The 22731-nt window shown below is 71.8% G+C and carries 22 protein-coding genes and 1 tRNA gene; 14 read left to right on the top strand and 9 right to left on the bottom strand.

Going from position 1 to position 22731, the window contains the following annotated elements:
- Positions 1–91: 91 nt before the first annotated feature.
- From ACIQ7D_RS23550 to ACIQ7D_RS23535, 4 genes are all read right to left on the bottom strand, one after another.
- Positions 92–2134, bottom strand: a complete 2043-nt coding sequence (locus ACIQ7D_RS23550) for a 2-oxoacid:acceptor oxidoreductase subunit alpha (protein ID WP_403940525.1) — start codon at positions 2132–2134, stop codon at positions 92–94.
- A 353-nt stretch (positions 2135–2487) separates the two neighbouring features.
- Positions 2488–3159: a response regulator gene (locus tag ACIQ7D_RS23545; protein WP_403940523.1), complete on the bottom strand. Its 672-nt coding sequence runs from the start codon at positions 3157–3159 to the stop codon at positions 2488–2490.
- A 251-nt stretch (positions 3160–3410) separates the two neighbouring features.
- A complete protein-coding gene (locus ACIQ7D_RS23540; protein WP_403940521.1) occupies positions 3411–4724 on the bottom strand; it encodes a sensor histidine kinase in 1314 nt (437 codons plus the stop codon).
- Between the two features lie 249 nt (positions 4725–4973).
- Positions 4974–6203, bottom strand: coding sequence for a sensor histidine kinase (locus ACIQ7D_RS23535; protein WP_403940519.1), 1230 nt, complete (start codon positions 6201–6203; stop codon positions 4974–4976).
- A 196-nt stretch (positions 6204–6399) separates the two neighbouring features.
- Here ACIQ7D_RS23535 and ACIQ7D_RS23530 point away from each other — a divergent pair, with 196 nt between their 5' ends.
- From ACIQ7D_RS23530 to ACIQ7D_RS23470, 13 genes are all read left to right on the top strand, one after another.
- On the top strand, positions 6400–6792 hold the full coding sequence (locus ACIQ7D_RS23530; protein WP_403940517.1) for an NADH-quinone oxidoreductase subunit A: 393 nt from the start codon (positions 6400–6402) through the stop codon (positions 6790–6792).
- Entirely contained in the window at positions 6783–7481 is a 699-nt protein-coding gene (locus tag ACIQ7D_RS23525; protein WP_403940515.1) for an NADH-quinone oxidoreductase subunit B, read from the top strand. Before ACIQ7D_RS23530 ends, ACIQ7D_RS23525 begins: the two co-directional genes overlap by 10 nt.
- A complete protein-coding gene (locus ACIQ7D_RS23520; RefSeq protein WP_403940513.1) occupies positions 7478–8536 on the top strand; it encodes an NADH-quinone oxidoreductase subunit C in 1059 nt (352 codons plus the stop codon). The genes ACIQ7D_RS23525 and ACIQ7D_RS23520 overlap by 4 nt, the downstream gene beginning before the upstream one ends.
- A complete protein-coding gene (locus ACIQ7D_RS23515) occupies positions 8533–9501 on the top strand; it encodes an NADH-quinone oxidoreductase subunit H (protein ID WP_403940511.1) in 969 nt (322 codons plus the stop codon). The genes ACIQ7D_RS23520 and ACIQ7D_RS23515 overlap by 4 nt, the downstream gene beginning before the upstream one ends.
- 2 nt (positions 9502–9503) lie before the next feature.
- Positions 9504–10055 carry a NuoI/complex I 23 kDa subunit family protein gene (locus ACIQ7D_RS23510; protein ID WP_403940509.1) on the top strand — a complete coding sequence of 184 codons (552 nt, stop codon included), beginning with the start codon at positions 9504–9506 and terminating at the stop codon, positions 10053–10055.
- A gap of 8 nt (positions 10056–10063) precedes the next feature.
- On the top strand, positions 10064–10603 hold the full coding sequence (locus ACIQ7D_RS23505; RefSeq protein WP_403940616.1) for an NADH-quinone oxidoreductase subunit J: 540 nt from the start codon (positions 10064–10066) through the stop codon (positions 10601–10603).
- The gene (gene nuoK / locus ACIQ7D_RS23500) at positions 10603–10971 is read left to right on the top strand and encodes an NADH-quinone oxidoreductase subunit NuoK (protein ID WP_329828523.1); all 369 of its coding nucleotides are present in this window, start codon (positions 10603–10605) and stop codon (positions 10969–10971) included. The genes ACIQ7D_RS23505 and nuoK overlap by 1 nt, the downstream gene beginning before the upstream one ends.
- Positions 10968–12971: an NADH-quinone oxidoreductase subunit L gene (locus ACIQ7D_RS23495; RefSeq protein WP_403940507.1), complete on the top strand. Its 2004-nt coding sequence runs from the start codon at positions 10968–10970 to the stop codon at positions 12969–12971. Before nuoK ends, ACIQ7D_RS23495 begins: the two co-directional genes overlap by 4 nt.
- 27 nt (positions 12972–12998) lie before the next feature.
- Positions 12999–14627: a NuoM family protein gene (locus ACIQ7D_RS23490; protein WP_403940614.1), complete on the top strand. Its 1629-nt coding sequence runs from the start codon at positions 12999–13001 to the stop codon at positions 14625–14627.
- The gene (locus ACIQ7D_RS23485) at positions 14624–16213 is read left to right on the top strand and encodes an NADH-quinone oxidoreductase subunit N (protein WP_403940505.1); all 1590 of its coding nucleotides are present in this window, start codon (positions 14624–14626) and stop codon (positions 16211–16213) included. The genes ACIQ7D_RS23490 and ACIQ7D_RS23485 overlap by 4 nt, the downstream gene beginning before the upstream one ends.
- 160 nt (positions 16214–16373) lie before the next feature.
- Positions 16374–17237: a zinc metalloprotease HtpX gene (gene htpX, locus ACIQ7D_RS23480; RefSeq protein WP_403940503.1), complete on the top strand. Its 864-nt coding sequence runs from the start codon at positions 16374–16376 to the stop codon at positions 17235–17237.
- The gene (locus tag ACIQ7D_RS23475; protein WP_403940501.1) at positions 17234–17626 is read left to right on the top strand and encodes a YccF domain-containing protein; all 393 of its coding nucleotides are present in this window, start codon (positions 17234–17236) and stop codon (positions 17624–17626) included. The genes htpX and ACIQ7D_RS23475 overlap by 4 nt, the downstream gene beginning before the upstream one ends.
- A gap of 243 nt (positions 17627–17869) precedes the next feature.
- Entirely contained in the window at positions 17870–18139 is a 270-nt protein-coding gene (locus tag ACIQ7D_RS23470) for a GlsB/YeaQ/YmgE family stress response membrane protein (RefSeq protein ID WP_403940499.1), read from the top strand.
- A gap of 51 nt (positions 18140–18190) precedes the next feature.
- Here ACIQ7D_RS23470 and ACIQ7D_RS23465 read toward each other — a convergent pair whose 3' ends face one another.
- The 3 genes from ACIQ7D_RS23465 to ACIQ7D_RS23455 all read right to left on the bottom strand — a co-directional run bounded on the left by ACIQ7D_RS23465 (position 18191) and on the right by ACIQ7D_RS23455 (position 20062).
- Positions 18191–18937, bottom strand: coding sequence for an alpha-ketoglutarate-dependent dioxygenase AlkB family protein (locus ACIQ7D_RS23465; protein ID WP_403940496.1), 747 nt, complete (start codon positions 18935–18937; stop codon positions 18191–18193).
- Positions 18934–19443, bottom strand: coding sequence for a methylated-DNA--[protein]-cysteine S-methyltransferase (locus ACIQ7D_RS23460; protein ID WP_403940494.1), 510 nt, complete (start codon positions 19441–19443; stop codon positions 18934–18936). Before ACIQ7D_RS23460 ends, ACIQ7D_RS23465 begins: the two co-directional genes overlap by 4 nt.
- A 130-nt stretch (positions 19444–19573) precedes the next feature.
- Positions 19574–20062: a YajQ family cyclic di-GMP-binding protein gene (locus ACIQ7D_RS23455; protein WP_329828534.1), complete on the bottom strand. Its 489-nt coding sequence runs from the start codon at positions 20060–20062 to the stop codon at positions 19574–19576.
- A 243-nt stretch (positions 20063–20305) separates the two neighbouring features.
- Here ACIQ7D_RS23455 and ACIQ7D_RS23450 point away from each other — a divergent pair.
- Positions 20306–20387 (top strand) — tRNA-Tyr (locus ACIQ7D_RS23450).
- 66 nt (positions 20388–20453) lie between these two features.
- Here the strand turns inward: ACIQ7D_RS23450 and ACIQ7D_RS23445 are convergent.
- Together ACIQ7D_RS23445 and ACIQ7D_RS23440 are read right to left on the bottom strand one after the other, a co-directional pair.
- A complete protein-coding gene (locus ACIQ7D_RS23445; RefSeq protein ID WP_403940492.1) occupies positions 20454–21113 on the bottom strand; it encodes an SDR family oxidoreductase in 660 nt (219 codons plus the stop codon).
- 64 nt (positions 21114–21177) lie between these two features.
- On the bottom strand, positions 21178–22449 hold the full coding sequence (locus ACIQ7D_RS23440; RefSeq protein ID WP_403940490.1) for an amidohydrolase family protein: 1272 nt from the start codon (positions 22447–22449) through the stop codon (positions 21178–21180).
- Between the last annotated feature and the right edge of the window lie 282 nt (positions 22450–22731).

Below are 22731 nucleotides of genomic sequence, written 5' to 3'. Positions count from 1 at the left end.
GCTCAGCAGTTCGCCCGCGATGGACGAGGGGGCGGGCGTACGCGGCACGCCCGGCGTCGCGCCGGACGCGGGTGTGCCGGACATGGTCGTCTCAGACATCAATGGCCTCCTTGAGGGCCGTGGCGAGCTGTTCCGCCTTGAACGGCATGCCGTTGACCTGGTTGTACGAGTGGGCGTCGACCAGGTACTTCGCCCTCAGCATCGTGGCGAGCTGACCGAGGTTCATCTCCGGGACCACGACCTTGTCGTACCGCGCCAGGATCTCCCCCAGGTTGCGCGGGAACGGGTTGAGATGGCGCAGATGGGCCTGCGCGATCGGCTCGCCGGCCTTGCGCAGCCGGCGGACGGCCGCGGTGATCGGACCGTATGTGGAGCCCCAGCCGAGGACGAGCGTGCGCGCGCCGTCCGGGTCGTCCACCTCCAGGTCCGGGACCTGGATGCCGTCGACCTTGGCCTGGCGGGTGCGGACCATGAAGTCGTGGTTGGCCGGGTCGTACGAGATGTTGCCCGTGCCGTCCTGCTTCTCGATGCCGCCGATCCGGTGCTCCAGACCCGGGGTGCCGGGCACCGCCCAGGGGCGGGCCAGGGTCTGCGGGTCGCGCTTGTACGGCCAGAACACCTCGGTGCCGTCGGCCAGCTCGTGGTTGGGGCCGGTCGCGAACTGAACCCGCAGGTCGGGGAGCTCGTCCGGCTCCGGGATGCGCCAGGGCTCGGAGCCGTTGGCGAGGTAGCCGTCCGACAGCAGGAACACCGGGGTGCGGTAGACCAGCGCGATCCGGGCGGCCTCCAGCGCGGCGTCGAAGCAGTCGGCCGGGGTGCGCGGCGCGACCACCGGGACGGGGGCCTCGCCGTTGCGCCCGTACATCGCCTGGAGCAGGTCGGCCTGTTCCGTCTTGGTGGGCAGCCCGGTGGAGGGGCCGCCGCGCTGGATGGCGACGACCAGCAGCGGCAGCTCCAGGGAGACCGCGAGCCCGATGGTCTCCGACTTGAGCGCCACGCCGGGGCCCGAGGTGGTGGTCACGGCGAGCGAACCGCCGAAGGCCGCGCCGAGCGCCGCGCCGATGGCCGCGATCTCGTCCTCGGCCTGGAACGTCCTGACACCGAAGTTCTTGTGCTTGGACAGCTCGTGCAGGATGTCGGAGGCCGGGGTGATCGGGTACGAGCCGAGGTAGAGCGGCAGCTCCGCCTGGTGACCGGCGGCGACCAGACCGTACGAGAGGGCGAGGTTCCCGGAGATGTTGCGGTACGTGCCGGCCGGGAACGCGGAGCCCGCCGGGGCGACCTCGTAACTGACCGCGAAGTCCTCGGTCGTCTCGCCGAAGTTCCAGCCCGCCCGGAACGCGGCCACGTTCGCCTCGGCGATCTGCGGCTTCTTCGCGAACTTGGCCCGAAGGAAGCGCTCCGTACCCTCGGTCGGCCGGTGGTACATCCATGACAGGAGACCGAGCGCGAACATGTTCTTCGAACGCTCCGCTTCCTTGCGGGAGAGCCCGAACTCCTTCAGCGCCTCGATCGTCAGCGTCGTCAGCGGCACCGGGTGGACCTGGTAGCCGTCGAGCGAACCGTCCTCCAGCGGCGAGACCGCGTAACCGACCTTGGCCATGGGGCGCTTGGTGAACTCGTCGGTGTTGACGATGATCTCCGCGCCGCGCGGCACGTCGCCGATGTTGGCCTTCAGCGCCGCCGGGTTCATCGCGACCAGCACGTTGGGCGCGTCGCCGGGGGTGAGGATGTCGTGGTCGGCGAAGTGGAGCTGGAACGAGGAGACGCCCGGCAGGGTCCCGGCGGGGGCCCGGATCTCGGCGGGGAAGTTCGGCAGGGTCGACAGGTCGTTCCCGAACGACGCGGTCTCGGAGGTGAACCGGTCACCCGTGAGCTGCATCCCGTCACCGGAGTCACCCGCGAAACGGATGATCACCCGCTCCAGCCGGCGGACCTCCTTCTCGCCGGAGCCGTCGGCTCCGTCGACTCCGTCGATCCCGTCGGTCCTGGCTGCGTTTCCGGCTTCGGTCCCGTCGGTCGTCCCGTCGGCCGGGCTGCCGCCCGACAGGACCGCATCGCCGGAATCGCTCGGATCGCTAGCGTCGTTGGCCTCATCGGCCTGCTCGGCTGGGCTACTGACCTGGCTGGTCACTGAACTGGACCTCCCTACGAGGCGGCGGCTCGGGACCGACCGGCCGCCCGGCAGTCCGGATACCACCCTACGTGGGTAAGGGTCGCCTTCCCCGGGACAGCCAGATGGTGGACGCTCTTTTGAGACGCCGGGACGTACTGATTTGTCGTGTTTATTGCGTTTTGCCCGACCGTTGATCCCTCCCGTGCCGAGCACTCCGCTCTCATTCTTTGGGTGTAGGGCCTCCGACCTACGGCTGCGGCCGCGGTTACGGCGCGCGGGCGCGGACGGGCCGCTGGGCCGTGCGGAGCCACCGGACCCGGGAGGTGTCACCGGCCCCGGCGGTGGCTCCTCCCGGGTCCGGAGCGGACCGGTCAGTTCCGCAGATACGTCAGCACGGCCAGGACCCGGCGGTGATCCCCGTCACTCGGGGAGAGGCCGAGCTTCAGGAAGATGTTGCTCACATGCTTCTCGACCGCCCCGTCGCTCACGACGAGCTGCTTGGCGACCGCCGAGTTCGTCCGCCCCTCTGCCATCAGCCCGAGCACCTCGCGCTCACGCGGAGTCAGCCCGGCCAGCACGTCCTGCTTCCGGCTCCGGCCCAGGAGCTGCGCCACCACCTCGGGGTCCAGCGCCGTACCGCCCCTGGCCACCCGGACCACGGCGTCCACGAACTCCCGGACCTCGGCCACCCGGTCCTTGAGCAGATAGCCGACGCCCTGGCTGCTGCCGGCCAGCAGCTCGGTGGCGTACTGCTCCTCGACGTACTGCGACAGCACCAGCACGCCTATCCCCGGATGGTCCTTGCGCAGCCGCACGGCCGCCCGTACGCCCTCGTCGGTGTGGGTCGGCGGCATCCGTACGTCCGCCACCACCACGTCCGGCAACGTGTTCCGGTCCGCCAGCTCACCGACGGTCTTGATCAGCGCTTCCCCGTCACCGACACCGGCGACCACGTCGTGCCCGCGGTCGGTCAGCAGCCGGGTCAGGCCCTCCCTGAGCAGCACTGAGTCCTCGGCGATGACCACCCGTACCCTGTCCTCCACGCCCTTCAGCCCCCCATGTCGATGTGTTCCGCCCCGTGCTCCCCAGCATCCCAGTATTCGGATGGCGCCGTGGCCCCCCGCACCGAATTCCGCCCGGCGGCGGGGCACGGCGCGCGGGTGCCCCCGGGGGGCCGGAGCCCGCGGGGGCGGAGTACGTGGGGGGAGGGGTACGTGGGGGAGGGGCACGTGGGGCGGAGTACGTGGGGCGGAGTACGTGAGGGCGGCAGCCGCGCCGGGTCCGGTGTGCCCGGTCAGCCGCGCCAGGGTAGTTCCGCCGTGATCGTCGTCGGGCCGCCGGCCGGGGAGTCGACGACCAGTACGCCGTCCACCGCGTCCAGCCGCTCCGTCAGCCCGGCGAGCCCGCTGCCCGCCGCCGCGTCCGCCCCGCCCACACCGTCGTCCGAGACCTGGAGCATCAGCCGGCCCTCCGTCCGCCAGACGTCCACCGTGGCCCGCCGGGCCCGGGAGTGCTTGCTGACGTTCTGGAGGAGTTCGGAGACGGTGAAGTACGCGATGCCCTCGATCGCCGCGGCGGGCCTGGCCGGCAGGTCGACCTCCACCGTCACCGGGACCGTGCAGCGGGACGCGATCGCGGAGAGTGCCGCGTCGAGCCCCCGGTCGGTGAGGACGGCCGGATGGATGCCGCGCGCCAGGTCCCGCAGCTCCTGAAGGGCCGTCTTCACCTCGCCGTGCGCCTCGTCCACCATGACGGCGGCGGCCCGCGGGTCCTCGGCCAGCTTCTCCTTCGCCAGCCCCAGATCCATCGCGAGGGCGACGAGGCGGGCCTGCGCGCCGTCGTGCAGGTCGCGTTCGATACGGCGCAGATCCGCGGCGGCGGTGTCCACGACCACCCCGCGGTCCGACTCCAGTTCGGAGACCCGGTTGGCCAGCCGCGAGGGGCCGAGCAGACCGAGGACCATCAGCCGGTCCACGCCCGACAGCCCGCGGATCAGCCAGGGGGAGATCAGCACCAGCAGGAATCCGAGCACGCTGGCGCCGGCGATCTCGAAGGGGGTGTCGGCGTAGAAGCCGTTGCCGTTGCCGTCGACGTTGATCCCGATGCCCGGCTGGTCCAGATGGGAGGGGAACACCCACTGCCACAGCGGGTAGAGGAACAGCGACCAGCTCACCGACCAGAACGTCACGGAGAGCACGAACGCGCCCACCGCCCACGGCAGGTGCAACACCGCGTACAGCAGATGGCGCCAGGACACCCCGCTCTTCAGGAGCGCGCCGACCCAGGACAGCAGCCCGCCCTTCTCGCTCCTGACCGGCGCGGGCTCCGCCGCGTCGAGTCCCAGCAGCGCCCGTGCGCGGGCCCGCTCCAGCATGCCGAAGGCCCGGCAGCCGGCCAGCGAGGCGGCCAGGACCGGTATGCCGACGAAGGTGACGAGCAGCCCGGTACCGGCGGCGGTCATGGTCACCGCGTAGCAGAACAGCGCCACGCTGATCGGCAGACTCAGCAGCAGATAACCGAACTCGCGCCACATGCGCCCCTCGACGGGGGCGCGCAGGGCGCGGGGGAGTACGTGGGAGCGTGACCGCGATCCGTAGTCGATGGCCATCGGAGGTGTCCGTTCTGCGAGTCTGCGAGGGAGGCGAGGGGAGGGGAGGGGAGGCCGAGGGGGCTTCGCCGTAACTCCATGCTCCCGGCGCCTCGACCGCCGCACCATGAGGCCGGTCTCCCTCTTCACCCTGGGGTTTTCCCCACCTACGGGGCCCGGTGGGACGCCCGGCGCGCCTGTGGGGCCCACGGGAAGGTCCGTGAGCCCCACAGGGGCGGGAAGGGGGAGGTGGTCGGGTACGGCGTCGGCTCAGGCCCTGCCCCGCTCCCGCCACGGCAGTTCGGCGGTGACGACCGTGGGGCCCCCCTCCGGCGAGTCGAGTACGAAGAGCCCGTCGACCGCGCCGAGCCGCTCGGCCAGCCCGGACATCCCCGTCCCGCCGTCCAGCCGCGCGCCGCCGCGCCCGTCGTCCCGTACCTGGAGCATCAGCCGGTCGTCCGTGCGCCACACGTCGACGGCCGCCGAGCGCGCCGCGCTGTGCTTGCTGACGTTCTGGAGGAGTTCGGAGACCGTGAAGTACGCGATGCCCTCGATCGCTTCGGCGGGCCGCTCGCCCAGGTCGACGGTCACCTTCACCGGGACCGTGCAGCGGGACGCGATGGACGACAGGGCCGCGTCGAGCCCCCGGTCGGTCAGGACGGCGGGGTGGATGCCGCGCGCGAGATCCCGCAGCTCCTGGAGCGCGAGCTTCACCTCGCCGTGTGCCTCGTCCACCATGTCGGCCGCCGCCTTCGGGTCCTCAAGCAGCTTCTCCTTGGCGAGCCCGAGCCCCATCGCGAGGGCGACGAGACGGGCTTGCGCGCCGTCGTGCAGGTCGCGTTCGATACGGCGCAGATCCGCGGCGGCGGTGTCCACGACCACCCCGCGGTCCGACTCCAGCTCCGCGATCCGCCGCTCCAGCTCGTCGGAGGGCGAGAGCAGGCCGCGCACCATGGCCCGGTCGGCGTTGGTGAGCCCGCGCGCCACATGCGGCAGGACCGGCCAGAGCACGATGAACCCCGCCAGCGTGACGGCGAACGTCAGCACGCCCCAGGGCAGCCGGACGAACTCGTACAGCATCGTCCGCCACGCCACCGGATCCTTCAGCCCGGCCCACACCCACCCGAAGAAGCCCTCGGGGTCGCCGGTCTTCCCGGCGCGGCCCTTCCGGCGGCGCATGCGGCCCCGCGAGCCGTGCAGGGGGCTCGGCTCGTCGATCCGTATGCCCAGGAGCGCGCGCGCCCGCGCACGCTCCGCGCGGCCGATCAGCCGCGCGCCCGTCAGCCCGGCGACCAGCCACGGCAGCCCGATGACGGTCACCGAGAGGCCCACGCCGGTGAAGAGCGTGAACGTCGCATAGAGGAAACCGGCCACCGCCACCGGCAGATTGCTCAGGAGATAGGCGATCTCCTTCCAGGTGTGCCGGTCGTATGCGAAACGCGCCGGGGGCGGCCGGCCGTCGTCGGGGAGGCCGTGGTGGGCGGCCGGTCTCGCGGTCATAAGAGCCAAGCGTGCCCGGCCCGGAAGCCGGGCGCCATGGGGTAGCTGGGTGAGTTGACGGTGGGGATAACCCCACTATGCGAGACAGGCTGCTTACCGTTTCTTTAGCAGGGCCTAGACTCCCGTGCGTACAGATCGTCGAAGAAGTCGATGAAGTCGATGAAGTCGCTATGACGTCAGGGAGCGAGGGGCGGACGTGTCGCAATCGACCGTTCTCGCGTCGGACTACTTCCAGAGCTATTCGGTCGTCGGGCTGCTCGCGGTCGTCGGTGTGCTGTTCGTCGCCGTCGCCTTCGGAGCGGGCCGGCTGCTGCGACCGGTGGTGCCGACGCCCGAGAAACTGCTCACGTACGAGTGCGGAGTGGACCCGGTGGGCGAGGGGTGGGCCCACACCCAGGTCCGCTACTACGTCTACGCGTTCCTCTACGTGATCTTCGCCGTCGACTCGGTCTTCCTGTTCCCGTGGGCGACCGTGTTCGCCGCGCCGGGGTACGGGGCCACGACACTGGCCGAGATGTTCATCTTCCTCGGCTTCCTGGCCGTGGGACTGCTCTACGCATGGAAGAAGGGCGTCCTGGAATGGACGTGACCCCCGCCGACCCGGCCGCCGGCGCGAGCCGGGTCCCCGCGCCCGTACCGCTGCCGGACCCGCAACGCCTCGGGGTGCTCTCCCGGCTGGCGCCCGAGCCGATGAAGGTCGTGCTCAACTGGGGCCGCCGCTACAGCCTCTGGGTCTTCAACTTCGGGCTCGCCTGCTGCGCGATCGAGTTCATCGCCGCCTCCATGGCCCGGCACGACTTCATCCGGCTCGGCGTGATCCCGTTCGCGCCGGGGCCGCGCCAGGCGGACCTGATGGTGGTCTCCGGCACGGTCACGGACAAGATGGCGCCCGCCGTCAAGCGGCTGTACGAGCAGATGCCCGAGCCCAAGTACGTGATCTCCTTCGGCGCCTGCTCCAACTGCGGCGGCCCGTACTGGGACTCCTACTCGGTGACGAAGGGCGTCGACCAGATCATCCCTGTCGACGTCTACGTGCCGGGCTGCCCGCCGCGGCCCGAGGCGCTTCTCCAGGGCATCCTGAAGCTTCAGGAGAAGATCGCCCGCGAATCGCTCAAGGAGCGGTACGCGACCGGCGGCAGGCCCTCCACCGCCGCACTGCGCAGCGGCCTGGTACCGGCCCCGCCGACACCGGGCACGGGTACGGGAACCGGTATGGGCACGGGGTCGGATACGGGGACCGGTACGGGCACGGGCACAGCGGGGGAGTCCGCGTCGTGAACGCTTCCGACCAGGCTTCCGCGGCCGGCTACGACCGGCTGCCCGACGCCGCCGCCGAGATCTTCGGCGAGGGCGCCACGGCCGAGCTGACGTACGACCTGCTCACGGTCGACGTGCCCCCCGCGTCCTGGATCAGCGCCCTCGAAACCGCCCGGTCCACCCTGGGCCTCAGCTACTTCGACTGGCTGAGCGCCGTCGACGAACCGGGCACGGGCTTCCGGGTCTGCGCACATGTCGCCGGCGTCGGACCGGGTACGGTCCGCCGTCTGCTCGTCCGTACGACCGTCCCGCACGACGCGGCCGTCCTGCCCACCGCCGTCGGGGTCTACGCGGGCGCGGGCTGGCACGAACGGGAGACGCACGAGATGTTCGGCGTCGCCTTCACCGACCATCCGAACCTCGTCCCGCTCCTGCTCCCCGAGGCCTTCGAAGGCCACCCGCTGCGCAAGGACTTCATCCTCGCGGCCCGTGTCGCGAAGGCGTGGCCCGGCGCGAAGGAGCCGGGCGAGTCCGAGCACGGCGGCCCCAAGCGCCGCCAGATGCTCCCGCCGGGCGTCCCCGACCCGAACGAATGGGGCCCCCTCAAGGGCCAGCTCCCGCCTGCCCCGGCCCGCCCCGCACGCGGCGCCCGCGCCGCCGGAGGCGCGGCTGCCGGTGAGCGCCCGGCGCGCCGGACCCGCGCCGCGGCGGACGAGGGCGGCGGTACGACGCCGGGCGCGGCCCCGTCCTCCGCCCCGGCGCCCGCCCGCCGGGCCCGCAGCGTCTCCGAGGGCTCGACCTCCCAGCGCCCGGACCGGCCCGCCCAGGACGCCCCCTGGCGCCGCCCGACCCCGGAAACCGAACCGGAGCCCCAGGCCAAGCCGGAGCCGGACACGAAGTCCGGCCCGGACACGAAGTCCGGCCCGGACACGAAGTCCGGCCCGGACACGAAGTCCGGCCCGGACACGAAGTCCGGCCCGGACACGAAGCCCGAGCCGGACACGAAACCCGGGCCGCACGCCGAACCCGAGCCCCGTCCCGAGGGCAACCGTCCCGAAACGGGAGGAGACGCGTGAACGACGTACTCGACGTCGCCCTCCGGCTGGTCATCGTCTTCGCCGTGTTCATGGTGGTCCCTCTCGTGGTCGGACAGACCGAGCACAAGGTGATGGCCCATATGCAGGGCCGCCTCGGCCCCATGCACGCGGGTGGCTTCCACGGCTGGGCCCAGCTCGTCGCGGACGGGGTGAAGTTCGCGCAGAAGGAGGACGTCGTCCCGGCCGACGCCGACCGGCGGGTCTTCCAGCTCGCCCCGGCCGTCTCCCTCCTCCCGTACCTCCTCGTCGTCCTCGTGATCCCGATCGGTCCCGGCGAGGGCGCGGTCGGCCAGGTCGTCGACGCTGGCATCTTCTTCGTGCTCGCCGTGATGGGCGTCGGCGTGCTCGGCTCGCTCATGGCGGGCTGGGCCTCGGCCAACAAGTTCTCCCTCCTGGGCGGGTTGCGCACCGCCGCCCAACTCCTCGCGTACGAACTGCCGATGCTGCTCGCCGCCGCGTCCGTCGCGATGGCCGCCGGCACCGTCTCCCTGCTCGGTATCCTCGACGCCTTCCAGTGGTGGTGGCTGCCCTGGCAGATCGTCGGCGCGCTGGTCTTCTTCACCGCGGGCCTCGCGGAACTCCAGCGGCCGCCCTTCGACATGCCGGTCGCGGACTCCGAGATCATCTTCGGCGCCTACACCGAGTACACCGGTCTGCGCTTCGCCCTGTTCCTGCTCGCCGAGTACGCGGGCATCGTCGTGCTGTGCGGGCTGACCACCGTCCTCTTCCTCGGCGGCTGGCACGGTCCGCTCGGCGCCGAGGGGCTCGGCTGGGTCTGGACCCTCCTCAAGACCGCCGTCCTCGCCTTCGTCGTGATCTGGCTGCGGGTCAGCTATCCGCGGCTGCGCGAGGACCAGCTCCAGAAACTCGCCTGGACCGTGCTCATCCCCCTCGCTCTCGCGCAGATCGCGCTCACCGGCATCGTGAAGGTGGCGATCAGCTAACCATGTCCCCGATCCCCGGATCCGGCCTGGCCAAGGGCCTCGCCGTCACCCTGCGGACGATGACGAAGAAGACCGTCACCGCGCAGTACCCCGAAAGGCAGCCCGAACTCCCGCCCCGCTCCCGGGGCGTGATCGGCCTGTTCGAGGAGAACTGCACGGTCTGCATGCTCTGCGCCCGTGAGTGCCCCGACTGGTGCATCTACATCGACTCCCACAAGGAGACGGTCCCGGCGGCGGCCCCCGGCGGGCGCGAGCGCAGCCGTAACGTCCTCGACCGGTTCGCCATCGACTTCTCGCTCTGCATGTACTGCGGTATCTGTATCGAGGTCTGTCCTTTCGACGCGCTGTTCTGGTCACCGGAGTTCGAGTACGCGGAGACGGACATCCGCGAACTCACCCATGAGCGGGACAAGCTCCGCGAGTGGATGTGGACGGTGCCGGCGCCGCCCGCGCTCGACCCCGCCGCCGAGGAGCCGAAGGAGCTCGGCGCGGCCCGCAAGGCCGTGGAGAAGCTCGCCGCGGCGGCCGAGCGGGAGCGGGAGGCAGGGGAGTGAGCCCCGCACTGACCGCCGCGGCCACCGGACACGCCTTCCTGTCGCCGTCCGGCGTCGAGATCGCCTTCGTCCTTGTCGGCCTGGTCACCCTCGGCGCGGCCCTGATCACCGTCACCACCCGGCAGCTGGTGCACGCCGCCCTCTGGCTGGTCGTCGCGCTCGGCGGCCTGGCCGTCGAATACCTCCTGCTGACGGCGGAGTTCATCGCCTGGGTGCAGGTCCTGATCTATCTCGGTTCCGTGGTGGTCCTCCTCCTCTTCGGTCTGATGCTCACCAAGGCGCCCATCGGCCGCTCCCCGGACGCCGATTCGGGCAACCGTCCGCTCGCGCTCGCGGTGGCCGCCGTCGCCGCCGTGTGTCTGGTCTGGGTCGTCGTCGACGCGTTCCGTACGACCTGGATCGACCTGCGCGGCCCGGCCCAGGGCTCCACCGAGGTCACGGGAGCGTTCCTGTTCCGCAACTGGGTGCTGCCCTTCGAAGCGCTCTCGGTGCTTCTGCTGGCCGCCCTCGTCGGTGCGATCGTCCTGTCCCGCAAGGAGCGGCGCTGATGCATCTCGCCTATCCCGCCGTGCTCGCGGCCCTCCTGTTCTGTGTCGGTCTGTACGGGGTGCTCGCGCGCCGCAACGCGATCCTCGTCCTGATGTCCGTCGAGCTGATGCTCAACGCCGTCAACCTCAACCTGGTCGCCTTCGACGTGTGGCTCCGCGACACCCTCCACACCGGCCAGGCGCTCACCCTCTTCGTCATCGCCATCGCCGCCGCCGAGATCGGTATCGGCCTGGCCATCGTGCTGATGGTGTACCGCAACCGCGGCTCCTCGGACATCGACCGGCTCCGTGACACCGCCGAGGGCCCCGACGGGACCGCCACCCCCGCGCAGCAGGCACCGACGCAGAAGACTGAGGCCACCGCGTGACCACCACGACCCTCGCCGTCCTCGTCCCCGTCCTGCCGTTCCTGGGCGCCGTCGCCGGGCTGCTGCTCGGCCGCACCGCCCCCGGGTTCGTCCGCCCCCTGGCCGTCCTGCCGACGCTGGCCGCCGCCGCGCTCGCGGTGACCGTGGCCGTACGCCAGGGCGGTGGCGCCGGTGGCGGGAAAGCGGCGCTGGACGCCGCGACCCAGCTCACCCCCACCGGCTCGGTCCCCATCGACCTCGCCCTGCACATCGACGGCTTCGCGGCCCTGGTCGCCGTCCTCGTCGGCGTCGTCGCGTCGTGCGTGCAGATCTACTCGACGGGCTATCTGCGCGGTGACGCGCGCTACTCCTCGTACGCCGCTCTGGTCTCGCTCTTCACCTCCGCGATGCTGCTCGTCGTCTACTCGGGCGACCTGATGGTGCTTCTGGTCGGCTGGGAGATCATGGGCATCTGCTCGTACTTCCTCGTCGGCCACTACTGGGAGACGCCCGAGGCGCGCGCCGCCTCCCTCAAGGCGTTCCTGGTCACCAAGCTCGGCGATGTCCCCTTCCTGATCGGCCTGTTCGCGCTCGCCGCCGACGCCGGCACGTTCCGGATCACCGGCGTCCTGCGGACGGTCGCCGAGGGCGGTCTCGACCACCCCACCCTCGTCGCGCTGCTGCTGCTCGCCGGAGTGGCGGGCAAGTCCGCGCAGTTCCCCCTGCACACCTGGCTGCCCGACGCGATGGCGGGCCCCACGCCCGTCTCCGCGCTGATCCACGCCGCCACGATGGTCGCGGCCGGCATCTACTTCATCGCCCGGCTCCTCCCCGTCTTCGCCGCCTCGGAGGCGGCACTGGTCGTCCTGGCCGTGATGGCCGCGGTCACCATGGTCGGCTCGGGGCTCGCCGCCCTCGCCCAGGACGACATCAAGCGGGTCCTCGCCTACTCGACCATCGGTCAGCTCGGCTACATGTCGGGCGCCCTGGCCGTGGGCGACCGGAGCGCGGCCGTCTTCCACCTCATCTCGCACGGTGCGTTCAAGGCCCTCCTCTTCCTCGGCGCCGGTGTCGTCATCCACGCAGCCGGCACCAACTCGCTGGCCACCATGTCCCGGATGCGCGGACTGCCCCGGCGCATCCCCGACGCGTACTGGACGATGACCGTCGCCCTGCTCGCGCTCGCCGCGATCCCTCCCTTCGCCGGTTTCTTCTCCAAGGAATCCGTCCTGGTCGCCGCCGAGCACGCCGCCCTCGACGAGTCCGCCGCTCCCGGCGCGGCGGGCTGGACGGTGCTGTGCGCCGGACTCCTCACCGCCCTTCTCACCGCCGCGTACGCCACCCGCCTGTGGCTGCTCGCCTTCCGCGGCCACGGTGCCGAGGCGCCCGACCACGGCAAACAGCCCGTGTCCATGAGCGCCGTCCTGTGGGTGCTCGCCCTTCCCTCCCTCGGATTCGGTCTGACCGTCGGATATCTCGCCGAGTGGTTCGACGGCCACAGCCTCGCCCCGAACCTCACCACCTCCGTCCTGGGCACCGGCGCGGGACTCGTCGGCGGCCTGATCACCTACGGCTGCTGGCGCCACACCACGGCGCTCGCCGCCCGTACGCCGATGGGCGCCGTCACCATGCACCCGCACACCGAGCCCGCGCTCACCGAGGCGGAGGCCATCGGGACACACACCGCCACCTACGGCTCGATCTCGGCGGCCGACGACCCGGCGGACCCCGGGCGGCTGCTGCTGGGCCCGCTCCACCGCCACGCGGCCTCCGGCTTCCATCTCGACGCCGTCTACCACCGCCTGTTCGTACGCCCCGTGCTGGCCGCCGCCGAACTGGTCCGCTTCCTGGACCGCGAGGTGGTCGACACCTACGTACGCGGTGCGGGCACCGGCGCCCGCTGGCTGGGCGCCGCCGTACGCCGTGCCCAGACCGGCAATGTGCAGACCTACCTCAGCGCCCTGCTGGCCGGCTCCGTCGTCCTGGCGATCGCCGCCGTACTCGTCGCCGCCGGAGCGTGAGCCGTGATCGATATCAGTGAGTCCGTGATGCAGTTCCTTCTCGCGTTGATCATCGTCGGGCCGCTCGTCGGCGCTGTCGCGGCCCTGCTCCCCGCCCCGCCCGGGCTCCGCGGCAGCAGCCCCGACCAGGCCGTCCTGCGCCACGGCGTGACCGTGACCGGCGCGATCCTCATCGCCGCGATCGTCCTCGCGCTCGGCTTCGACCACGACCAGCCGTCGAGGATGCAGGCCACCACGGACATCAGGTGGATCCCGGCACTGGACGTGCGGATCCACCTCGGTGTCGACGGCATCTCACTCCCCCTTCTGGTCCTGACCGCGCTGCTGACCTTCCTCTGCGCGCTCTACAGCTACTTCAAGATGCCCCAGGGCCCCTCGCCCAAGGCATTCGTCGCCCTGCTGCTCGTGCTCGAATCCGGCACGCTGGCGACCTTCGCCGTCCTCGATCTGATCCTGTTCTTCCTGGCCTTCGAGATGGTGCTCATCCCGATGTACTTCCTTATCGCCCGCTGGGGCGGCTCGGAAGGCGTCACCGGCGGCCGGCAGGCCGCGGCCGTGAAGTTCATCCTCTACACACTGCTCGGGTCCGTCGTCATGCTGCTCGGCCTGCTCCTCATCGGAGTCAAGGCCGGCACATTCGACATGATGGCACTCGCCACTGACAACGGCTCAGGTCTCACCACATCCGTGCAGGTCACCGCCGTTCTGGCGATCGGTCTCGGACTCGCCGTGAAGACCCCGATGTGGCCCTTGCACAGTTGGCTGCCGGACGCCCACACCGCCGCGCCGACCGTCGGCTCCGTACTCCTCGCCGGTGTCCTGCTCAAAATGGGTACGTACGGATTCGTCCGGATCGTCCTGCCCATCGCCCCCGACGGGATGCGGGTCTTCGCCCCGTATCTCGCCGCCTTCGCCGTCGTCGGCATCATCTACGGCTCCCTCGCCTGCCTCGCCCTGGCCCGGCGCGGCGCGGGCGGCGACCTCAAACGGCTGATCGCCTACTCCTCCGTCGGCCACATGGGCTTCGTCCTGCTCGGCATCGCGACGATGACCCCGACCGGGGTGAACGGCGCGCTCTTCGCCAACATCGCCCACGGCCTCATCACCGGCCTGCTGTTCTTCCTGGTCGGATCCCTCAAGGACCGGTACGGCACCGCAGACCTCGACACCTTGGCCGGAGCGACCGGCGCCGCGCTGTACGGCCGCGCACCCCGCCTCGGCGGACTGCTCGCCTTCGCCGCGGTCGCCTCGCTCGGGCTCCCGGGACTCGCCGGATTCTGGGGCGAGATGCTCGCACTGTTCGGCGCGTTCGACCCGGCGGAGGGGCTGAGCCGCCCCGCCTTCCTCACCTTCATGGCCGTCGCCGCGTTCGGCACCCTGCTCACCGCCGCGTACCTGCTCGTCGTCGTACGCCGTGTCTGCATGGGCGCGCCGTCCCACGAGCCGGCGGCCACCCCCAGGTCCGGGGAGACCGGGGGAGCGAACAACGCGCCAGGAACCACGGGCGCGCGCCACTTCGCCGACGTCCAGAACTACGAGATCGCCGCCTGGTCCCCGCTCGTCGCACTGACCGTCCTCGCCGGTCTCTGGCCCGCGGTCCTCCTCGGCCTCACCGACCCCGCCGTGCAGAAGCTCCTCGCAGGAGGCAAGTCGTGACCGTGGCCGCCGAGAGTGCCGGCGCCGCCGCCGGCCTCGTTCAGTCCGTCGACTGGCTCGCGATCGCGCCCCCCACCCTCGCGGCGGTGGTCGCCCTGATCATCCTGGTCGCGGACCTCTTCGTCCCCGAACACCGCAAGCCGCTCCTCGGCGGCCTGGCGATCGCCGGTCTCGTCGCCGCGCTCGGCACCCTCCTGCCGCTGCGCCACGGCGACCGCGCCACGTTCTGCCTCACCACCGCACCGGACGTGTGCAGTTACACCGCCGACCACTTCGCGCTGGTCATCCAGCTCCTGGTGCTCGGCGGGGCGCTGCTCACGGCGCTGCTCTCCTACCACGACACGCGCCGGCTCCCGGCGGGCGAGTTCTGGTTCCTGCTGCTCGCCTCGGCGGCCGGCGCGGCGCTGCTGCCCGCAGCCCGCGACCTCGCCACCCTTGTCGTCGCCCTCGAAGTGGCCTCCCTGCCCGCCTTCGCCCTGGTCGGGCTCCGGCGCGGCGACCGGCTCTCCTCCGAGGCCGCGCTGAAGTTCTTCCTCTCCTCGGTCACCGCGACCGCCGTCATGCTGCTCGGCGTCAGCTTCGTGTACGCGGCCACCGGAACCCTGCACCTCACCGAGATCGCCACAAGGCTGGACGACGTCCCCGGCCAGCTCGCCACCCTCGCCAAGGCGGGCGTCGCCCTCACCCTCGTCGGCTTCGCCTTCAAGACGGCCGCGGCGCCCTTCCACTTCTGGGTCCCCGACACCTATGTGGGCGCGCCGCTGCCCATCGCCGCCTATCTGTCCGTGGTCGGCAAGGCCGTCGGCTTCTCCGGCCTCATCCTGGTGACCGTCGTCGCGTTCCCCTCGTACCACGCCGTATGGGGGCCGGTCCTCGCCGTCCTCGCCGCGTTGACGATGACGGTCGGCAATGTGGCCGCGCTCCGGCAGTCCGCCACGCGCACGGGCAGCGCCGTACGGCTGCTGGCCTGGTCGTCCGTGGCCCAGGCCGGCTACCTCCTGGTGCCGATCGCCGCCGCCGCGTACGGCGGGGCAGGGGACGGGAGCGGCGGCCGGGGCGGCGGAACGGACCGGATCGGTTCCACCGTCGCGTACGCCCTGATGTACGCCGTCGTCAACCTCGGCGCGTTCGCCGTCGTCGCGCTCGTGGCCCGTACGAAGCCGCTGAACCGCATCTCCGACCACCAGGGCCTCTACGCCCGCCGGCCGCTCGCCGCGCTCGCGATGGGCTTCTTCCTGCTCTGCCTGGCCGGGCTGCCGCCGGGCATCATCGGCCTGTTCGCCAAGGTCACCGTCTTCTCCGCGGCGGTCGACGCCGGACTCGGCTGGCTGGCGGTCGTCATGGCCCTCAACGTGGTCGTGGCGCTCTTCTACTACCTCACGTGGACGGCGGTCCTCTTCCGCTCCCCGGAGGGGGCGCGAGAAGATGCCGACGCCTCCATCGCGACGGCCGACGGCGCCGGGACGGCGGCCCTGGCCCCGGCGCCCGCCCTCACCGTGGCCATCGCGCTGACCGCCGTCGCGGGCATCGCCCTTTCGGGCGCACCGCAACTGGTGCTGCGCTTCGCCGGAGTCAGCCTCTTCTGAGCGCACACCACGACCACCCGGACGGCGTACGCCCCCCGTCCGGGCGCGCCGGGGAACCCGGACCGCCCGCCTCGCGTTGACCTGTACGGAAGGGTCCACTGGAGAGTGGAGCAGCACCAGGCAAAAGGGTTCCCCTGCCGCATGACTTGGAGGGCGTACCGTGCACCGCCGGCACAACGGGCTCAGGACCGCCGTACTCCTCGGGGGACTGTCCGCACTCATCATCGCGATCGGCAGTTTCTTCGGCAGTACGGGTCTGATCGTCGCGCTCGTCGTGGCGGTCGGCACCAACGCGTACGCGTACTGGAACAGCGACAAGCTGGCTCTACGCGCGATGCGCGCACGCCCCGTCAGCGAATTCGAGGCGCCGCAGCTCTACCGCACCGTCCGTGAGCTGTCGACGGCCGCGCGCCAGCCCATGCCGCGCCTGTACATCTCACCCACCCAGGCGCCCAACGCGTTCGCCACCGGCCGTAATCCGCGCAACGCGGCCGTCTGCTGCACGGACGGGATCCTCCAGATCCTGGACGAGCGGGAGCTGCGCGGAGTCCTCGGCCATGAGCTCAGCCATGTCTACAACCGGGACATCCTGATCTCCTCCGTCGCCGGGGCCCTCGCGTCCGTGGTGATGTTCCTGGTGAACTTCGCCTGGCTCATCCCCGTCGGCCGCTCGGACGACGACGACGGCCCGGGCCTCTTCGGCATGCTCCTGATCATGATCCTGGGGCCGCTGGCGGCTTCGGTCATCCAGCTCGCGGTGAGCCGTTCACGCGAGTACGAGGCCGACGCGTCCGGTGCCCAGCTCACCGGCGACCCGCTCGCCCTGGCGAGTGCGTTGCGTAAGCTGGAAGCCGGAACGAAACAGCTTCCGCTGCCGGCCGAGCCGCGCATCGAGACAGCCAGCCACATGATGATCGCGAACCCCTTCCGTCCCGGCCAGGGATTCTCGAAACTGTTCTCCACGCACCCGCCGATGGCGGAACGCATCGCCCGACTAGAACAGATGGCAGGTCCTCGAGCATGAAGACAATCCTGAACATTATCTGGCTCGTCCTGAGCGGATTCTGGCTCTTCCTCGGGTACATGCTCGCGGGTGTGCTGCTGTGCATCACGATCATCGGCATCCCCTTCGGCGTGGCGGCCTTCCGTATCGGCGTCTACGCCCTGTGGCCCTTCGGCTACACGGCGGTCGACCGCCGCGACGCGGGCGCGCCCTCGTGCGTCGGCAACGTCCTGTGGCTGGTCCTCGCGGGCTGGTGGCTCGCCCTCGGCCATATCGTCACCGGCATCGCCCAGTGCGTCACGATCATCGGCATCCCCCTGGGCCTGGCCAACTTCAAGCTGATCCCGCTCTCCCTGATGCCGCTCGGCAAGGAGATCGTCTCCACGGACCAGCCCTTCACCGCCCGCTGACGGAGCCGCGCCGACGCCCGTCGCCCCCGTTCGGGGCTGTTACCGAATGCGGACGTATGCCTCAGGGGATGCGGGGTAGTTGATCACTCAGCATCAGGAGCCCGTCCGGCCGTGCCCCACGTCCCCCGGTCACTTCCCCTGGCCACGTCCCCGGGCTGCTGAGCACCGTCATCACCATCGCAACCACGGCCCGCCTCCGCGGCGTCATTGAGGGCGATACCGCAAGAAAGGCAGGTTCAGGGCATGGGTGTCATCAGCTGGATCATTCTCGGACTGCTCGCCGGCGCCGCCGCCAAGATTCTGCTGCCGGGCCGGGACCCCGGCGGGCTGATCGGGACGACCCTCATAGGGATCGCCGGGGCCTTCATCGGGGGCTGGATATCGGCGACCTGGCTCGACCGGCCGATCAGCAACGACTTCTACGACGGGGCCACCTGGGTCGCCGCCATCGGCGGCGCGCTCGTCCTGCTCATCGGGTACCGGCTGCTCTTCGGCCACTCACGGTCCCGCTGACGCGCCACCGGCGGGGCGCGGGGCGGGCTCAGGCGCTGGAGCGCCCCGCGCTCAGGCGCCGGAGCGCTCCGAAGGGTCCGTCAGGCCCGTCTCGCGCAGGGTGATGTTGAGCCGCCCGCCGCGCATCCCCGTCGCGGGACCGGCCGTCCCCGGATACACTGCGGGCACCCCGTGGTACGCGAAGCGGGACTCCCCTCCGAAGACGAAGAGGTCACCGGAGACGAGCCGCACATCCGTGTACGGGCGGCCCCGCCGCTCCGGGTTGCCGAAGCGGAAGAGGCAACTGTCGCCGATGCTCAGGGAGACCACCGGCGCCGCTGACCTCTCATCCTTGTCCTGGTGCATCCCCATCCTCGCGTCGCCGTCGTAGAAGTTGACCAGCGCCACGTCCGGGGCGTACGCCGTGGCGGCCGCCGGATCGCCGTACGCCTCGGCGAGCGCCGCGCGCCCCAACTCGGCCAGCCAGCCCGGGAACTCCGCGACCCGCGCGCCGTTCACATCCCCCGCGCTCCGCGTGTACCGGTAGGGCTGCCAGTGCCAGCCGACACACACCGTCTGTACGGACATCACGCCACCGTTCGGCAGCACCGTGTGCCGGATCGGCACCGGCCCCCGCGCCCACTCCCGGCAGACCGCCACCAGCTCCCGCTGCCGCTCGGCCGGCAGCCAGTCCGGGACATGCACCGCCCCGGGCGCCACGACGGTACGCGTCCGCCGCGCCGCGAACGGCTCCGGGAACAGCCCGTCCCCACCCGGGCCTTCGCCCGTGCGGCCCTCTCCCGCCGCGCCGGCCGTCATGCCGTCAGCGCGCCCTCCAGGCCGAGGAGCCGTTCCTTGCGCTCCAGTCCGGCCGCGTACCCCCGCAGCGCCCCGTCCGCGCCGATCACGCGGTGGCACGGCCGTACGACGAGCAGCGGATTGCGCCCGATCGCCGTCCCCACGGCCCGCACCCCCGCGCCGGAGGCGCCCACCCGCTCCGCGATCTGTCCGTACGTCACCGTCGCGCCGTACGGAATGCCGTCCACCGCCGCCCAGACCCGGCGCTGGAACTCCGTACCGCCCACCGCGTACGCGATGTCGAAGCCCGTCGACGCGCCGCTGAAGTACGCCGCGAGCTGCGCCACGACCCCGGCGAACGCCTCGGGCGCGCGGACCCAGTCGTCCTGGACGACCGCGGCGCCCTTCTGGCCCGGCAGGGAGAGCGAGGCGAGCGCCACGCCGTCCCGCGCCGTGGCGGACTCCACACCGGCCAGGAGTACGTCGCCCAGCGGGCTGCCGACCGTGGTGTACAAGGTGACTGTCATCACTCGCTCCTCTCCATGCGGTGCGTTTCACCGACCGCTCAGTGACGAGTCTGCGCCCCTGGAAGCCAACGAGCTGGCGGAATTCGGACACCGCACCCATCCTCCGGGCGCGGTCCCCGAACCGCCGTCCTCAGCGGTAGTTGACGAACTGGAGCGCGAAGTCGAAGTCGTGCCCCTTCAGCAGTGCGATCACGGTCTGGAGATCGTCCCGGCTCTTTGAGCTGACCCGCAGCTCGTCGCCCTGCACCTGCGCCTTGATGCCCTTGGGGCCCTCATCGCGGATGATCTTCGCGACCTTCTTGGCGTTGTCCTGGGAGATGCCCTCCTCGATCGACGCGAAGATCTTGTACTCCTTGCCGGACAACTGCGGCTCGCCGGCGTCCAGCGCCTTCAGCGAGATACCGCGCTTGATCAGCTTGGACTGGAAGACGTCGAGGATCGCGCTGACCCGCTCCTCGGAGTTCGCCTGCATCAGGATCTTCTCGCCGGACCAGTCGATCGAGGCCCCCACATTCTTGAAGTCGTAGCGCTGCGAGATCTCCTTCGCGGCCTGGTTGAGGGCGTTGTCGATCTCCTGCCGCTCGACCTTCGAGACGATGTCGAAACTGGAGTCGGCCATGTCCTGTGGCTCCTTGCATCGGTCGGTCTGCCTGAATGGGTGCTGCCGTGCTGCCGGTCGTCGCCGGGCGCAGTCGAGGCGCTGCCGACGCCGTCACCGTCGCCGTAAAGCCTAGTCACCCGGGACCGCCCCGAGCGCGGAACAATCCGGTGGCGGAGCACCCGCCGGCATCGGGTATCGTTTACGTCGTTGCCAAGGAGCACCGCCCCGAAAAGGGCAGCTCGGACGGCAGCGACATCCCATGGCGGTGTGCCCGAGTGGCCAATGGGAGCGGACTGTAAATCCGCCGGCTTAGCCTTCCCAGGTTCGAATCCTGGCGCCGCCACACGATCGAGATGGCCCCTTCCGTACGGAAACGTACGGAAGGGGCCATTCGCGTACGCCCCGTACATCAGCCGCCGTCGGCCGCCGCCTTCACCGCGTCCGCCACCGGGACCGCGCCCCCGATCAGCTCCAGCGTCAGACCCGCCGTCCCCGGCGTCTCCAGCAGCGCCGCCAGCACCGCCGCCACGTCGTCGCGCGGCACCGCGCCCCGCCCCGTCGACCCCGCCAGCGCCACCAGGCCCGTCCCCGCGTCGTCCGTCAGCGCGCCCGGCCGCAGGATCGTCCAGTCCAGCCCGGACCTCGACCGTACGGAGACATCCGCCGCGCCCTTCGCGCGCTGGTACGCGTCGAAGACCTCGTCACCCTTGTGGTCCGGGTCCGCGCCCATAGACGAGACGACCACATGACGGCGGACGCCCGCGCGCTCCGCCGCGTCCGCGAAGAGCACCGCCGCGCCCAGATCTACCGTCTCCTTGCGTGCCGCCCCGCTGCCGCCACCCGCGCCCGCGGCGAACACCGCCGCGTCCGCGCCCGCCAGCACCTCCGCCACCTCCTCGACCGAGGCCGACTCCAGGTCCAGGACGACCGGTTCGGCGCCCGCGGCCCGCAACTCCTCCGCCTGACCAGGGTTGCGGATGATGCCCGCCACCTCGTGTCCGCGCGCGGCGAGCAGGCGCTCCAGCCGCAGCGCGATCTGACCATGTCCTCCGGCAATCACGATTCGCATGGTCACGACCGTACGTCCCGCCGCCCCCCGCCGCACGGGCACGCCCCGCCCACGCGCCTCCCGGTCACGGACCCGCGCCGGGACGGCCCTGGCGCGGCAGCTCCGGCGCGCCCGACTCCGCCGAGTCGCAGTACTCCCGTACCGCGCTCGTCCGCGCCACCACCCGCCCCCGGTGGATCACGATCCTGCTGTACGCGAGCGACAGCACCCCCTCGATCCGCTCCCCGCGCACCGCCAGCAGCTCCGCGGGGAAACCCGCCTCCACCCGCACCTCCGGCAGCCCCATCGCGGCCCGCGCCGCCCCGCTCACCGCGCCGTACGCGTCCGCCGCCCGCACTCCGCCCTGCGAGGCCAGCAGATACGCCGCCTCCAGCGGATCCCCGCGCCCCACCGGGTTCGACATGTCCCGCAGCGCCCCGCCGCCCGCCGCGAGCCGTACGCCCGCCGCCCGCAGCAGCCGAACGGGCGCCACCCCGCGCACCCCGCCCGCCCGCTCCGTACCGCGCCGCTCCACGCCCCCGCAGCCGCCCTGCGGCAGGCAGACAACCGTCACCCCGGCTGCCGCCAACTGGTCCGCCGCCCGCGCCGCGACCTCGGCGGGCAGCGCCGCCAGCCCCGCGCACGGCCCGAGCGTCACCCCGGCCGGCACCCCGCCCGCCAGCGCCGCGAGCCGCGCCAGCCGGGCCGGCTCCGCGCCCTCCGTGTGCAGGTCGACGGGGCAGCCGTGCTCCGCCGCGACCTCCAGCACCGTCTCCACGTACCCCGTCGGATCGGGGTCGAGGTCCGGGCAGCCGCCCACCACCCCGGCGCCCATCGTCACCGCGTCGCGCAGCATCGCGAGCCCGTCGGCACCCGCGAGCCCGGTCAGCAGCCGGGGCACGGCCACCGCGGTCAGATCCGCCAGCCCGCGCAGCGACCGCCGCGCCTGGAGCACCGCCGCGAGCCGCCCCAGCTCCTGGGCGTCACCGATCCGTACATGGGAACGCAGCGCGGTCGCGCCGTGCCCGAGCTGGAGGAGCGCGGCCTCGGTGGCGCGCCGCTGCACGTCCTCGGCGGTGTACGGGGCGGGGCTCCGGGCGGTGCGGTCGGCGGTGAGCGCGGTGTCGCTGTGGGCGTGCGGCTCGGCGGGGGCGGGCAGCAGCAGATAGCCGCCGAGGTCCACCCGCGCGGCACCGGCGCCCGGCGGGAGGCTGCCCGATGTGCCCACGGCTTCGATCCGGCCCCCGCCGATCCGTACGTCGACGGTGCGGCCGTCGGCGAGCCGGGCGCCGCAGAGCACGAGGGCGGGGGTGTCGGCCATGGCCCCGCCGGGCGGTCGCGGCTGACTGTCGGGCATCGGGCTCCTGGGGGAGAGGGTCCGCGCGCGCCTGCAAGATCACGGAGCGCGGAGCCGAGCCTAGGGGCGCCCCGGCCGGGGTTCGCGGAGGAGCGCAATAGTCGTACCGGCGAGCCCACGGGTGGCCGCCGGGACCCGTGCCGGAACCATGCCGGAACCATGCCGGAACCGCGGGCGGACCGGGCCGGAAGTGGCGTGCGACACGGGGCGGGACACCTGGGGCGACGGGCCACGAAACGGATTTGGGCGATCGGCGGGCGACCGTGTAATGTCTTCATCGCT

It is taken from the genome of Streptomyces sp. NPDC096310 (genome assembly GCF_044763125.1).
In the GTDB taxonomy this organism is placed as follows: domain Bacteria; phylum Actinomycetota; class Actinomycetes; order Streptomycetales; family Streptomycetaceae; genus Streptomyces.
This window is presented reverse-complemented; position numbering and strand designations above follow the sequence as displayed.

What these genes read in the sequence shown, in the direction of transcription:
- ACIQ7D_RS23540 (WP_403940521.1), bottom strand. Translation starts at nt 4,724, where the DNA reads ATGGCCATCGACTACGGATCGCGGTCACGCTCCCACGTACTCCCCCGC.
- ACIQ7D_RS23535 (WP_403940519.1), bottom strand. Translation starts at nt 6,203, where the DNA reads ATGACCGCGAGACCGGCCGCCCACCACGGCCTCCCCGACGACGGCCGG.
- ACIQ7D_RS23525 (WP_403940515.1), top strand. Translation starts at nt 6,783, where the DNA reads ATGGACGTGACCCCCGCCGACCCGGCCGCCGGCGCGAGCCGGGTCCCC.
- ACIQ7D_RS23510 (WP_403940509.1), top strand. Translation starts at nt 9,504, where the DNA reads ATGTCCCCGATCCCCGGATCCGGCCTGGCCAAGGGCCTCGCCGTCACC.
- nuoK (WP_329828523.1), top strand. Translation starts at nt 10,603, where the DNA reads ATGCATCTCGCCTATCCCGCCGTGCTCGCGGCCCTCCTGTTCTGTGTC.
- ACIQ7D_RS23490 (WP_403940614.1), top strand. Translation starts at nt 12,999, where the DNA reads ATGCAGTTCCTTCTCGCGTTGATCATCGTCGGGCCGCTCGTCGGCGCT.
- ACIQ7D_RS23475 (WP_403940501.1), top strand. Translation starts at nt 17,234, where the DNA reads ATGAAGACAATCCTGAACATTATCTGGCTCGTCCTGAGCGGATTCTGG.
- ACIQ7D_RS23470 (WP_403940499.1), top strand. Translation starts at nt 17,870, where the DNA reads ATGGGTGTCATCAGCTGGATCATTCTCGGACTGCTCGCCGGCGCCGCC.
- ACIQ7D_RS23465 (WP_403940496.1), bottom strand. Translation starts at nt 18,937, where the DNA reads ATGACGGCCGGCGCGGCGGGAGAGGGCCGCACGGGCGAAGGCCCGGGT.
- ACIQ7D_RS23460 (WP_403940494.1), bottom strand. Translation starts at nt 19,443, where the DNA reads ATGACAGTCACCTTGTACACCACGGTCGGCAGCCCGCTGGGCGACGTA.
- ACIQ7D_RS23455 (WP_329828534.1), bottom strand. Translation starts at nt 20,062, where the DNA reads ATGGCCGACTCCAGTTTCGACATCGTCTCGAAGGTCGAGCGGCAGGAG.
- ACIQ7D_RS23445 (WP_403940492.1), bottom strand. Translation starts at nt 21,113, where the DNA reads ATGCGAATCGTGATTGCCGGAGGACATGGTCAGATCGCGCTGCGGCTG.
- ACIQ7D_RS23440 (WP_403940490.1), bottom strand. Translation starts at nt 22,449, where the DNA reads ATGCCCGACAGTCAGCCGCGACCGCCCGGCGGGGCCATGGCCGACACC.